This is a genomic window from Sorangium sp. So ce406 (genome assembly GCF_051474675.1).
Taxonomy (GTDB): domain Bacteria; phylum Myxococcota_A; class Polyangia; order Polyangiales; family Polyangiaceae; genus Sorangium; species Sorangium cellulosum_G.
The window spans coordinates 9591335-9604615 of the sequence record NZ_CP150340.1; the positions used below are offsets into that span (position 1 = coordinate 9591335).

Annotated in this window: 9 protein-coding genes; 3 read left to right on the plus strand and 6 right to left on the minus strand. The window is 74.6% G+C overall.

Annotated features, from left to right (window positions below; all coding sequences use genetic code 11):
- Nucleotides 1-151: 151 nt before the first annotated feature.
- Together WME96_RS35960 and WME96_RS35965 are read left to right on the plus strand one after the other, a co-directional pair.
- Nucleotides 152-1609, plus strand: coding sequence for a SulP family inorganic anion transporter (locus tag WME96_RS35960; RefSeq protein WP_437292391.1), 1458 nt, complete (start codon nucleotides 152-154; stop codon nucleotides 1607-1609).
- Nucleotides 1610-1740: 131 nt separating this feature from the next.
- A complete protein-coding gene (locus WME96_RS35965; RefSeq protein WP_437286103.1) occupies nucleotides 1741-3345 on the plus strand; it encodes an FAD-binding oxidoreductase in 1605 nt (534 codons plus the stop codon).
- A 134-nt stretch (nucleotides 3346-3479) separates the two neighbouring features.
- Here WME96_RS35965 and WME96_RS35970 read toward each other — a convergent pair whose 3' ends face one another.
- The 4 genes from WME96_RS35970 to WME96_RS35985 all read right to left on the minus strand — a co-directional run bounded on the left by WME96_RS35970 (nucleotide 3480) and on the right by WME96_RS35985 (nucleotide 7993).
- Entirely contained in the window at nucleotides 3480-4406 is a 927-nt protein-coding gene (locus tag WME96_RS35970; protein ID WP_437286104.1) for an alpha/beta hydrolase, read from the minus strand.
- Between the two features lie 125 nt (nucleotides 4407-4531).
- Nucleotides 4532-5494 carry a hypothetical protein gene (locus tag WME96_RS35975; protein ID WP_437286105.1) on the minus strand — a complete coding sequence of 321 codons (963 nt, stop codon included), beginning with the start codon at nucleotides 5492-5494 and terminating at the stop codon, nucleotides 4532-4534.
- On the minus strand, nucleotides 5494-6360 hold the full coding sequence (locus WME96_RS35980; protein WP_437286106.1) for a hypothetical protein: 867 nt from the start codon (nucleotides 6358-6360) through the stop codon (nucleotides 5494-5496). Before WME96_RS35980 ends, WME96_RS35975 begins: the two co-directional genes overlap by 1 nt.
- A 7-nt stretch (nucleotides 6361-6367) precedes the next feature.
- Complete coding sequence (locus tag WME96_RS35985) at nucleotides 6368-7993, minus strand: protein kinase domain-containing protein (protein ID WP_437286107.1); 1626 nt, start codon at nucleotides 7991-7993, stop codon at nucleotides 6368-6370.
- A gap of 543 nt (nucleotides 7994-8536) precedes the next feature.
- Between WME96_RS35985 and WME96_RS35990 the strand changes: the two genes are divergently transcribed.
- The gene (locus tag WME96_RS35990) at nucleotides 8537-9931 is read left to right on the plus strand and encodes a sigma 54-interacting transcriptional regulator (RefSeq protein WP_437286108.1); all 1395 of its coding nucleotides are present in this window, start codon (nucleotides 8537-8539) and stop codon (nucleotides 9929-9931) included.
- Nucleotides 9932-9965: 34 nt separating this feature from the next.
- On the opposite strand, the gene WME96_RS35995 is transcribed toward WME96_RS35990, so the two are convergent.
- Nucleotides 9966-12473: a beta-glucosidase gene (locus tag WME96_RS35995; protein ID WP_437286109.1), complete on the minus strand. Its 2508-nt coding sequence runs from the start codon at nucleotides 12471-12473 to the stop codon at nucleotides 9966-9968.
- A 167-nt stretch (nucleotides 12474-12640) separates the two neighbouring features.
- Complete coding sequence (locus tag WME96_RS36000) at nucleotides 12641-13219, minus strand: hypothetical protein (protein ID WP_437286110.1); 579 nt, start codon at nucleotides 13217-13219, stop codon at nucleotides 12641-12643.
- Nucleotides 13220-13281 lie beyond the last annotated feature (62 nt).

Sequence of the window (13281 nt, forward strand, 5' to 3'; positions counted from 1 at the left end):
AAGCACTGGTCCGGGACAAACTGGTCCGGGACAAAAGGACGCCCGCACCCAGATCGCTGACGTTCCTGCCAACGCAACAGCGCTCCCCGGGGCGCCGCCGGCCAGCGCGCCGCCGCTCGACCCACGCCTCAGCGCAAACCTCAAGTACGATATCCCGGCCGGCGTGGTCGTCTTCCTCGTCGCGCTGCCGCTCTGCCTGGGCATCGCGCTCGCGTCGGGGGCCCCCTTGCTGTCGGGCATCGTCGCCGGCATCGTGGGCGGGCTCGTCATCCCGCTCGTGAGCCGCGCCCAGCTCAGCGTGAGCGGGCCGGCGGCGGGCCTCGCGGCCATCGTGCTCGCGGGCATCACCAGCCTGCAGAGCTTCCAGGCGTTCGCGATGGCCGTGGTGATCGGCGGCGTCCTGCAGCTCGCGCTCGGGCTGCTGAAGGCCGGCGCGATCAGCCACTTCTTCCCCTCCTCGGTCATCAAGGGGATGCTCGCGGCCATCGGCGTCCTGCTCATCCTGAAGCAGCTCCCCCACGCCATCGGCTACGACAAGGACAACTTCGCCTCCGAGTCGTTCCAGGCCGAGGGCGGCAACACCTTCACGATGCTGGCCCAGGCGCCGCAGGCGCTCGAGTGGGGCGCGTTCCTCCTCAGCGCGATCTGCCTCGTCATCCTGGTCGGCTGGGAGAAGTCGCGCCTCGCGAAGATCTCCTGGCTGCCCGCGCCGCTCGTCGCCGTGCTCGTCGCGACGCTCGGCAACGAGCTGTTCAAGGCGGCGATCCCGTCGCTCGCCCTCGAGCAGAAGCACCTCGTGACGCTGCCCACGGGCGACCTGCTCAGCGCCCTCCAGCTCCCGGACCTGTCCGCGATCGCGCGGCCCGAGGTCTGGGTGCTTGGCGTGACGCTCGCGATCGTCGCCAGCCTCGAGACGCTGCTCAACCTGGAGGCCGTCGACCGGATCGATCCGTTCCAGCGCAAGTCGCCGCCGAACCGGGAGCTCGTCGCGCAGGGGCTCGCCAACATGGTCTCCGGGTTCGCCGGCGGCCTCCCGGTCACGTCGGTCATCGTCCGCAGCAGCGCCAACACGAACGCCGGCGCGCGCACGCGGGTCTCCGCCTTCACGCACGGCGCGCTCCTCCTGCTCGCCGTCGTGTTCGCCGGGGCGCTGCTCTCGCACATCCCGCTCGCGTGCCTCGCGACCATCCTGCTCGTGACCGGCTACAAGCTCGCCAAGCCCGCGATCTTCGCCGAGATGCGCAAGCTCGGGTGGAACCACTTCATCCCGTTCGTGGTGACGATCGTGGCCATCGTGCTGACCGACCTCCTGAAGGGCATCGCGATCGGCCTGGCGGTCGGCGTCCTGTTCGTGCTGAAGACGCAGATGTCCCGCGTGTTCGACGTGATCCACGAGGGCGCGCGCGTGACGATCCGCTTCAACAAGGCGGCCTACTTCTTCACGCAGGGCAAGCTCGTCTCGCTCTTCGAGGGGCTGCCGAGCGACACGCACGTGGTCGTGGACGCCCAGGGCGCATCGTACGTCGATCACGACGTCGCGGAGCTCATCCGGCGCTTCCAGCAGTCCGCGCCTCGGCGGAACATCCGCGTCGAGGTCCTCGGCCTGTAGGCCCGACGAGCGGGGCGCGAATTTGCCCCGGCGCCCCGCTCGAGCGACGCTGCCCGGATGCGTCCTGCTCTCGATAGCACCGGCACGACAGGCAGCGCCCCCCTCCCTCTCCTTCCCTCCCCGGCTCGACCATGACCGCTGGATTCGCCGGCGGATGGCGCTCACGCTCGCCGCGCGCGGGCGATGGTCCGGGCGCCGGCCTCGCCCACGCGGCAGGGGCGGCGCCCCCGCCGCGCCTCGACGAGATCCCGCGGAGGCCGCTCTGCCTCCTCCAGGGCTATGGCGGGCTCCACCATTCGTGTGGAGACCTGTACTTCCCGAGAACGGTCGAGCAGCTCAGGGCGCTGTTCCGGATGGCGAGGCAGACGGGGCGCAGAATCACGTTCCGCGCCGGGGGCCAGTCGTTCGACGGGCAGGCCCTGAACGACGACGTCATGATCTCGATGAGCCGCTTCGAGTCCATCGAGGTCGACGCGGAGCGCGCGCAGGTGACCGTGGGCGCGGGCGCCACGTGGGGGGCCATCGCCCGTGAGCTCGCCCCCCACGGCTTCGTGCCGTACACGGCGGTATCGACGAGCTACGCCACCGCGGGGGGCACCGTCTCGGGGGGCTGCCTCTCTCGCTTCTCGGGCACCGCCGGCAAGGAGGGGAGCTACGTCGAGCGGCTGACGCTCCTCACGACGGATGGGCGGCTCCTCTCGCTGAGCCGCGACGAGCCCACGAGCGCGCTGTTCCACGCGGTCATCGGCGGGCTCGGCTACCTCGGCGCGGTGATCGACATCACCTACCGCGTCGCGCGCGTCGCCCCGGCCGGGACGCCGATCCGGGTGGTGACGCAGGCGACGCGCTGCGCGTCGTTCGAGGAGCTCGCCGAGGCGCTCGTCCCGCCGCCCGAGCTGCTCTTGCCGGCGGAGGGAGGCACCGCCGACGAGGCCGGATGGATCCCCGAGGCGCTCTTCTCGGTCGCCTTCCAGACCCTCGAGGGGAGCAGGAGCATGGTCCTCCGGTCGCGGTACGTCGCGGGGACGTCGCTCGAGCTCCGCCCGCTGCTGACCCATCGCCCCCGGCACCTGCTCCGCGTCCCGGTCGAGTGGCTGATGCGCGCGTCGGTGGTGAGCCGCGCCATCTGGACGATCATCGATCGCTTCATCTTCGACGTCACGCGCCCGTACGTCGATGAGCTCATGGGCTACATGTTCTTCATGGACGGCAACGTCCTGGCGAAGCGCATCGCGCAGGGCTTCGGGATGCGCATGTTCACGGTGCAGCAGTCCTTCATGATCCCGTACGACGCGGGCGCCCGGGAGGAGAGCCTGCGCCGGCTCGCCGACTTCCTGCGCACGATCGAGGAGATCGCGGCCCGGGACGGGATCCCGCCGCTCATGTTCGACGTGCTCCACATCCAGGGAGATCGGTTTCTCCTCTCGGCCAACCACGGGACCGACGGGTTCGCGGTGACGCTCGCGTTCGAGGCCTGGGATGAAGACAGCGTGTGCCGTATCCGCCTGCGGCTCAGCGAGCTGAGCGCGCACACCCTCGAGCTCGGCGGCCGCGTCTACCTGGTGAAGAACGTCTACGCGACGCCGGAGCAGCTCGAGGCGATGTACGCGCACGCGCTCCCGGAGTTCGTCCGCCTGAAGCAGCTCGCCGATCCGGACGGGCTCCTGCGCAACGAGTTCCTCGAGCGGGTGTTCCCCATGCACTTCCGTCCGGCGCCGCGGCTCGCCCGCCGGTGAGCACGGCGCGCCGGGATCGGGGGCGTTTTCCTCGATTTGCGGTCACCTCGGGGCGGGCGCCGATGTCCCGGGCTCCCGAGGGTGTGGAGCCCGGAGGCGCAGCGCGCGCGGAGATGCAGAGGCGACGAAGATCGCTATCGCGGTCGAGCTGCGCGCCCGCGGCCAGGCTTCTTCGCGCCGCGCCGGTCCCCGCTCAGGAACTCGAACGCCTGGTCGACCTGATCATCGGTCATCGCGTGCCCCGCGCGCGGCTTGCCGAGCGCCTTCGAGGGCCATTTCAGCTTGCGGAGCATCCTGGCGAGGGCGACCTGATCCCGGTGCGCCGGGTCCTTGCCGCCCCAGCCCACGAAGAGGGGCACGCGCAGCGTGGTCTGCGCGCCAGCGCGCTCCAGGTAGCGCGCGCCGGATCCGCCGGCGAACGCCGCGTAGCCGTCCACCGGCAGCCGCCCGCGCATCGCCAGCGACGTCGCGTAGTACGCCCCGTTCGAGAAGCCGAACACGAGCACCCGCTCGAATCGGCCGCCCGCGCGCCGCTCGAGCTCCGCGCGCGCGGCGTCCCACTCCGCGAGCAGCGCGTCCTCGTGGGACGCCTGCGCGGCCGTGGCGGTGGGCCAGCACCACCAGTCTTCCATCGTCCTTGGCCCGATCCCTCGGCGTCCGCGCGGCATCATCACGACGACGCCGTGCCGGGCGCCGGCGCGCGCCGCGCCCCGCTGCTGCGCCCACTGCCACCCGGAATCGGGCTGAACGACGCCGTGCAGGAAGATCATCAGCACGCGGGGGCCAGGCGCTTCCCTGGCCGGCAGGAAGGCGCACACGTCGCCGGGCAGCGACGCGAGCTCCGGCGCGCACCACCTCGCCGCTGCCGGCGCGGCCTGCGGGGGCGCCGGCGCGTCCGCTGCCCCCGGCGCGGCCTGCGCGGGCGCCGGCGCGTCCGCTGCCAGCGGTGCGGCCGGGGCGGCGCCGGCCGAGCGCGCGCTGGGCTCATCGCCCTCGGCCGAGGCGGGCGCGCCCGCGGCCAGGAGCGCGGCCAGGGACAGCACCATCGCGGTCGAGCGCATGAGCGCGCCGTACCATGTCCGCGCCGCCGACGGAAAGCGCGGGCATGCCCCAGGTCGTCGCGTCGTCGGCGCGGTTGCGCAGCGCTCGCGTCCGGCACGAGCGCCTGACGCGGGCCCCTGCGCCGTCAGAGCTGCATCTCGATGCCTGCCCCCGAGGCCCCCAGCCACGGCCTCACGCTTCCCGTGCGGGGAGCGCTCGGCGCTGGCTGGTTCAGCAGCAGGTACAGCCCGACGCCCACGGTCGCGAGACCGACGCCGCCGAGGACATCACCGACGATCCCCTTTGCGCGCGCGGCGCTCGCGTCCGCGTCCGCGCTCGTGCGCGCAGAGCTCGCCTGATTCAGGCCGGAGATGCCGAGGACCGCGCCCCCGGCGAAGAACGCGCCGCCCACGCCCATGACGACGATCGGGAGCGTCCGGCTCGGCGAAGCGTCGGAGGGGTCGGCCACGGGAGGCAGACCACCCCCGGCAGCCGAGGCCTGCACGGCCGCCGCTGTGCGGGGCGTCAGCGCGATCGGGACCTCGACCGAGCCGCCCGCGCCGACGGTGAACCGCGCCGCGGCGGAGCGGTACCCCGGGGCGCTCGCCACGACCTCGTGATCTCCCGGGTCCACCTCGACGACATGCCCGGGGCCCCCGCGCCTCGGATTGCCGTCGACGACCAGCGTGAGCCCGTCCACCTTGCCGGGCCTGACGGCGATCGTCGCCCGACCGACGCGCCCCTCGAGCGCGGCGACCGCATCCCGCGCCGGCCCGACATAGGGCGCGGTCGCCGGGGTGGACGGCTCGGCCAGGAACGCGCGGAAGCTGGCGAGCGCATCGGCGAAGTGCCCCAGCTCCTTCTGCGCGACGCCGAGGCTGTACTGCGTGAGGGGCGCCGGCTTGATCTCGAGCGACCGGGAGTACAGCGCCCGCGCTTCCTCCCAGCGCCCCTGCCTGGCCAGCTTCGCCCCCTGGACGAACAGCACGCGCGCCGACTCCACATCGCCCGGGCCCTGCGCGGACGCGGGGGACGGGGCCGCGGCCGCGAGCAACGCCGCGACGAGGAGAGCGCCGACGCGCCTGGATAGAGCAGGAGAACGAGCCATCACCGACATTCTCCCTGCCGGCAGCGCGTGCGTTCCAGGCACCGGTTGCCGCAAGCGCCGCAGTGGTTGTCGTTACTCCACAGGTTCGTCTCGCAATGGTGCGCGGCGTCCCCGTCGCAATCGGCGAAATGGCCATGACAGACCGCCTCGCCACCAGAGCTGCTGCTCCCGCCTTCGCCCTCCTCGCCGCTCCCGCTGCCCGGGCCGCCGGCGCCGCTCCCGCCGTCCGGGCCGCCGGCCCCGCTCCCGCCGTCTGGGCCGCCGGGCCCGCTCCCGCTGCCCGGGCCGCCGGGCTCGCTCCCGCTGCCCGGGCCGCCGGCCCCGCTCCCGCTGCTGGTCGCGCCCTCGCTGCCACCGCTGCTCGCGCTGCTGGTCGCGCTCTCGCCCCCGCCGCTGCTCGCGCTGCTGGTCGCGCTCTCGCCGCCGCCGCTGCTCGCGCTGCTGGTCGCGCTCTCGCCGCCGCCGCTGCTCGCGCTGCTGGTCACGCTCTCGCCCCCGCCGCTGCTCGCGCTGCTGGTCGCGCTCGCGCTGCCACCGCCGCTCGCGCCGCTGCTCGCGCTCTCACCACCGCCGCTCGCGCTGCTGCTGGCGCTCTCGCCCCCGCCGCTCGCGCTGCTGCTGGCGCTCTCGCCCCCGCCGCTTCCGACGCTGAGCCGGTCGAGATCGCCGCCGCCGCTTCCGTCGCCGGCGCCCTCCTCGCCGGCGCCCCCGGCGTCCTCCGTCTCGTCGGGCTTGTCGGATAGCTCCGCGCCGATCAGCGCGGAGCAACCCCCCGGCCCGAGCGCCGCCGCGGCGAGCGCGGCCACGAGGAGCAGCAGATCGCCACGGCCGCGAGAGGAGCGAAACGTCACCCCAGAGTTGCGCATGACCACCTCAGAAATCCGGCGCCGCCGGGAGCGGCATCGACGTTGTTCCAGGCCTCGAACGCGACGGCCGCTCGCCAGGCCGGGCCGTCGGCTCGGCGCGGGAAGCGGGCGCCCTGACGCGCTGGACCGGCGCCTCGGCCCGCTGAGCGGGCGACTCGGCCCGCTCGGCGGGCGGGTCGTCGTCCCACGGATAGGGATCCTCGTCCCCCGGATCGGGCGCCGCGAGCGGTGACGCGGGCCGCGCGACGCGCGGCGTGAGCGGCTCGTCTTCCGGCGCGCCCCTCACCGCCGTACCGGAGGCTGCCGCGCGCGGCGCCCCCGCGTCCGCAGAAGCGATGTCAGCCGCGGGCGCCGCCGGGGCCGCCTCCCTGGGCGCCAACGCGGCGCCCGGATGGACCGCAGGGACACCGGCCGCCGCCACCGGCTCCGCGGCGCCGGCGCTTCCGCCCCGCGCGTTCAGCCCCATCACGACGACCACCGGCGCGACGAACGCGGCGAGGACCCCGATCAGGAGCGCCTTCTGCAGCCGCAGCGCGGGCGAGAACCCGAGCGGCGCGCCGTTCTGCGCCTCCGCCATCACGACCGTGCCGCCCCGACGCCCGCCGGGCGTGACCGCCGGCGCCGGGGACGCCAGCAGCGTCCCCCGCGCGCCGGCCCGGCGCTGCGCCGCCGGCAGAGCGGAGACGGCGCTGGCCAGCGTGACGGACGGCGCAGGCCGCTCCGCGGTGCCCGGCGACTCCGCCCCTCGCGCGAGCCACTGGTGCTCGAGCGACGTGCCCGCCGCGTCCGCCGTGATCCCGCGCTCCACCGCCCAGGACGCCAGCGCGCGGCCGAGGGCGCGCATGGTGGGCCACCGCTCGGCGGGTGACTTGGCCAGCCCTCGCCGGATGATCGCCCAGAGCTCCTCGTCGCCGGCGCCGAGCTGCGTCGTCGGCACCGGCTCCTTGCTGAAGATCGCCGAGATCACCGCGCTGAGCGTCTCGCCGCTGAACGGCCGCCGCCCGGTGATGAGCTCGTAAAGCACCACGCTGAACGCCCAGACGTCGGTCTGCTCGCCGACCTCGGGCTGCCCGTCGGCCTGCTCCGGCGACATGTACTCCGGGCTGCCGACGATCATCCCTCGCTGGGTGATCGAGGGGCTCGCCGCGTTGGCGAGCTTGGCGATGCCGAAGTCGACCACCTTGGGGACATGGCCGCCCGCGCCGTCGGGCACGACGAGGATGTTCGCGGGCTTGATGTCGCGATGGACGATGCTCTGCGCATGCGCGGCCGCGAGGGCGCACGCGACCGGCAAGAGCATCTGGACCGCCTGCCCCGCCGGCATCGGGCCGTTCGCCTCCAGCCAGTTCGAGAGCGACGTGCCCTCGAGGAGCTCCATCACCAGGAACGGCTCGCCCGAGTCGGTCTCGCCGAAGTCGAACACGCGCACGATCGCCGGGTGGCCGAGCCTCGCCGTCGCGCGCGCCTCCCGGAGCAGCCGCTCGGCGGCGTGCGCGTCGAACTGCTCCTCCTGGAGCACCTTGATCGCCACGTCGACGTCGAGCCACAGGCTGCGCGCCCTCCACACGGTGCCCATACCGCCAGCGCCCAGCCGGCCCACGATCTGGTACTTGCCAGCGAGGACCTCGCCCACGGCGCGCTCCTTCCGCGGCAACCGGCGGACGCAGGACGAGACACCGCCCGTGCTCGCATCGCCTCTCCTGGCGAACGATCTGCTGTGTCCGGAGTCCTGATGCTCGTCCTTCATGGGTCGTCCATCCCGAAAGCAAGCACCGAACCACCGCCCCTCGCCCGGCCAGCGCCGGCCCGAGCGCGGCAAAACACGCGGCTCCCGCCCCAACGCGGCCGAGACATCTGCCGAGCTCTGCGCTCTCGCGCCCCATCTCACGGCCACAATGGAAAGAGCCGTTACTCCCGGAGGAGAATCGTCCACGCGCATCGGTCACGCTGAGGCAATTCGCAACAAGCGATTGCGAAGGAGCAAGGCGCGCTCCGCGGCTGTGGCCAAAGCACCCCTACCCTCGTTCCACGTGCCCGGCGTCGATCCTCGTCAGGAGGATCCTCATCGCTGCGGGTCCGCGCTAGACTCGCCGGCGACGTGGTGCCCACTGCACCCAGGACAACCCTGGACGACTCGCTCGGTGCGGCCTCGGAACGCCTGCGTTCCAGGAGGCCGATGCCCGGGCTGGTGCTCGTCTTCTCCGTGGACAGCCCCCGCTGCGATGTCCTCCCGCTGAAGGACGGCGAGCTCGAGCTCGGGCGCGGCGAGGTCGGGGGCGTCCCCCTGGACGACCTGAAGATGTCGCGCAGGCACGCGCGCGTGCGCTGGCGCCAGGGCCAGTGGGAGGTCGAGGACCTTGATAGCCGGAACGGAACGTCGCTCGACGGCGAGCCGCTGACCGGCGCGCGCGCGGGCAGCGATCTGCGGATCGTGCGCACGGGCTCGTCGGTGTTCGTGATCCAGGCCGATGTGGAGCCGTTCCGCGCGGGGATCTCGAGGGCCGGGGGCACGATCCTCGGGCCGACCCTCGCGCGCGCGTGGGACGCGATCGATCGCGCGGCGCGTGCGGGGACGGTGCTGCATATCACCGGCGAGAGCGGGACCGGCAAGGAGCACGCGGCGCGGGCCTTCCACGCCCTCGGCCCGCGGCGCGCGGGGCCGTTCGTCGCCGTGAACTGCGCCGCTGTCCCCGACGGCCTGGCCGAGCGGCTGCTCTTCGGCGCGCGCAAGGGCGCGTACTCGGGCTCTACGGCGGACGCCGAGGGGTACGTGCAGGCCGCCCAGGGGGGGGTGCTCTTCCTCGACGAGGTGGCCGAGCTCGATCTCGGGGTGCAGGCGAAGCTGCTGCGGGCGCTGGAGGCGCGGGAGGTGCTCCCCCTCGGCGCGTCGCGGCCCATCCCGGTGGATTTCGCGCTGGTGTCCGCGACCCACAAGGACCTGCGCGCGCAGGTGGCCGCAGGCAAGCTCCGCGAGGATCTCTTCTTCCGCATCGCGCAGCCGGCGGTCCGCGTCCCGCGGCTGCACGAGCGGCCGGAGGAGATCCCGTGGATCGTGGACGCGACGCTGCGCAGCGCCGGCGCGGCCGTGGAGCGCGGCGCGGAGAGCGCGAGCGCGAGCGCGCCGCCGGTGGCCCACGCGTCGCTGATCGAGGCGTGCCTGCTGCGCGCGTGGCCCGGCAACGTGCGGGAGCTGATGGCGGAGATCCGCGCGGCGGCGCAGGAGGCGCAGCTCGCGAAGAGCCACGTGGTCCAGGCGCGGCACCTGTCGCCCTCGGCGGGGCACGCCTTCGCCCCGGCGCGGCCGAGCGCGCCGGAGCTGGCGGCGGTCGGCACGACGGCGACGGATGGCGGCTCGCGGCCGCCGGCGAGCGCGCCGCGCAACGAGCGCGCGGCGCGGCGCGCGGCGTCGCTGCCCGCGGACGAGGTGATCGAGGAGGCGCTGCGCCGCGAGGAGGGGAACGTGGCGCGCACGGCCCGGGCGCTCGGCGTGCACCGCACGCAGCTCCGCCGCTGGCTCGGGCGGCGCTCGGCGAGCGACGAGCCCGCCGAGGACGACGACGCCGAGGGGTGAGGGCCGGCCGCGCCGCCCGGGACGCGGCGCGGCCTCAGGGCTCCAGGATCACCACCGCCGTCTGCCGGGTCAGGACGGTGGCCGAGTGTCCCGCGTGCAGCGTGAACGCGCCGGGCTCGACCTGCCAGCCGCCCGACGCCCAGTGCGCGAAGGCCCGCGGCGCCACGGGAATGACGACCTCGACCGCCTGGTCGGGCTCGGCCTCGACGGCGGCGAAGCCGGCCAGCCAGAGCACGGGGCGCTCGACCTCGGAGTCGGGCCGCGACAGGTACAGCTGGACCACGTGCCGCCCGCGGCGGGGCCCCGTGTTGCGCACGCGCACCCGCGCCTCGACGGGCGCGCCGGCCGCGACGCTCTGCGGGGCGTCGATGTCGAGGATCTCCCAGCGCGTGTAGCCCAGGCCGTGCCCGAACGGGTACGCCGGGGCGACGCCGGCGCGGGCCCAGGCCCGGTAGCCGACGTGCAGGCCCTCGGCGTAGACGAGCTTGCCGTTCTCGGGCTTCGTCGACAGCACGGGCACGTCCTCCTCCCGCGACGGCCACGTGGTCGGCAGGCGGCCGCCGGGCTCCGCGGCGCCGAGCAGCACGTCGGCGACGGCGTTGCCCATCTCCTGGCCCGGGAACCACGTGAGGAGCACCGCGTCCACCTCGTCGCGCCAGGGCATGGTCACCGGGCCGCCGGAGTTCACCACCACGAGGGTGCGGCGGTTCACGGCCGCGATCGCGCTGACCAGCGCGTCCTGGCGGCCGGGGAGCGCGAGCGAGCTCCTGTCGAAGCCCTCGCTCTCGATCGCCTCGGTGGTGCCGACGACAACGATGGCCACGTCGGAGGTGCGCGCGAGCTCGACGGCGCGCGCCAGCTCTTCGTCGTCGGGCAGCGCGGGGACCTCGACGCCGAGCGAGAACGCCACCGCGAACGCGTCCGGGGCGACGGTGTGCGTGAGGGCGAGATCGATCTCCTGGCCCGCGGCGAGGGTCAGCTCGGCCGCCCGCTGCGGCGGGGCGAGCAGCATCGCGGCCATGTCGTCCTTGTCCGGCGCGACCGTCTCCTCGAAGAGGACCTGCCCGCCCGCGGTGAGGCGGTAGGCGCCCACGCCCGCCACGCCGATGCGGTAGCGGCCCGCCTCGGCGGCGCGGAACCGCGCCGTCACGTCGATGGTCGCGGCCCGGTTCGCGCGGAAGTCGCCGATGAACGTGAGCTTCCCGACGGCCCGGTGCTCCTCGTGGAAGGCGGCGCCGTTCGCGTCGAGGAGGCGCACGTGCACGCCGTGCTCGCCGGTCACGGGGTCGGTCACCTGGTCGCCGGCCACGGGCACGAGGCCCTCGAGGCTGCGGGCGCCGAGCGCGTGGCGCACCTCGACGCGCTGGCCGAGCGCGGCGCGCAGGCCCTCGAGCGGCGAGACGGCGTAGTGCGGGTGCACGCTGGCGCTGCCGCCGCCCTGGATCCGCCCCTGCGCGGCGTTGGGACCGATGACGGCCACGCGCTGGAGGGTGGACGCGTCGAGGGGGAGCGCGTCGCCCTGGTTGCGCACGAGCACCATGCTGGCCACGGCGACCTCGCGGGCGAGCCGGGCGGCCGCGTCGGCGGGGAGCTGCGCGGGGGCGGGGGCGGCCGGCGCGACCCCCTCGAGCGCGCCGACGCGCGCGGCGAGGCGCAGCAGGCGGCGGACCTTCTCGTCGACGGCCTTCTCGGGCACCTCGCCGCTGCGGACGGCGGCGACGAGCGCGTCGCCCCAGGGCCCGGTCGGGCCTGGCATGGCGAGGTCCATCCGCGCGCGCGCCGCGGCCGCGGTGGAGCGGGTCGCGGTCCAGTCCGAGACCACGACGCCGTCGAAGCCCCACGCGTCGTCGAGCGGCGAGGCGAGCAAGGGGCTCTCGGTCATGGTCACGCCGTTGACCGCGTTGTAGGCGGCCATGACGAGCCACGCGCGCGCGTCGACGATCGTCTGCTCGAAGGGCGCGAGGTAGAGCTCGCGCAGCGTCCGCTGGTCGATCCGGACGTCGACGGTGAAGCGCTCGGTCTCCGAGTCGTTGCCGACGTAGTGCTTGGGGGTGGCGCCGACGCCGTGGGCCTGCAGCCCGCGGACGTAGGCCGCGCCGATCCGGCCGGTCAGCAGCGGGTCCTCGGAGAAGCACTCGAAGTGCCTGCCGCCGAGCGGGCTGCGGTGCAGGTTGATCGTCGGCCCCAGGACGACGTCGACGCCCTTGCGCCGCGCCTCCGACGCCAGCAGGGCGCCGACGCGCTCGATCAGGGCCTCGTCCCACGTGGCCGAGAGGGCGGTGGGAGAAGGCAGGCTCACGGAGGGATCGCGCTCGTCCCACTGCTCGCCGCGCACGCCGACGGGGCCGTCCGAGACCACGATGCGGCGCAGGCCGATGGCGGGCTCGGGGTACGTGCTCCAGACGTCGGCGCCCGTCAGCAGGCGGACCTTCTGCTCGAGCGACAGCGCGGCGAGGGCCTCCTCCACGCGCCGTTCCACGGCCTCGGGCTGGTGTTCGATCCGGTTCCGATGAGGAGCAGCGTGCGAGTCGGCGGCGGCCATGAACCCTCCTGGAAGCGCAGACGCCGCCCCCGAGGCGGCGAGCCAGAACGGTACTCAGGACATCGAGGAAACACCAGGTTCACAGGAGAGCCGCAATGGCGCGTGGTGCGCGTGGTGAGCGAGCGTCCACGCGCAGGCGCAGAGCTCGCCGGGCGCGCGCGGCACGCTCATGGGCAAGCGCAGACGCCGCCGTGGTGCGAGCAGCAACCCCGCTTCACGTGGGTGCAGGTCGGCGAGAGGGTGCCGTCGCAGCAGCAGACGCGGCCCTCGGACGCCGGCCGCGGTGGCTCCTGCGCGCCTGATCGACCGCCGGGTTGCGCGGAGACGGGTGTCTCGACGGCCTTCCGGGCGCGCTGCTCCTCGGCGACCCTCGCGGCCTCGCGCTCCGCGGCCTCGCGCTCCGCGGCCTCGCGCTCCGCGGCCTCGCGCTCCGCGGCCTCGCGCTCCGCGGCTTCGCCGTCCTGCTGCTGCGCCGCGATCTGCGCCTGCCGCGCCTCGCGCTGCTGCCGGTGGCGGGCGACGAGGGCCCTCGACGCGCGCAGGTCGGCCTCGGCCTCCTCGCATGCCGACACACACCGGTCGGCGCGGGCCTGGGCGTCGAGCTCCAGCACGAGGCAGTCGGGCTCGCTCCGGCAGCCGCGCGCCAGCCGGCTGCGGAATCCGTCGTCGAGGAGCGCCCCGTCGCCGTGATGGCAGCCGGCCGCGAGGGCGACGAGGGGAAGCCAGGCGACGGCGAAGCGGATCACGAGGCCATTCTCCCGCCGCGCGCCGGGAGACGTCGAGCCCTTGCGCGCGGACGACGGACGAC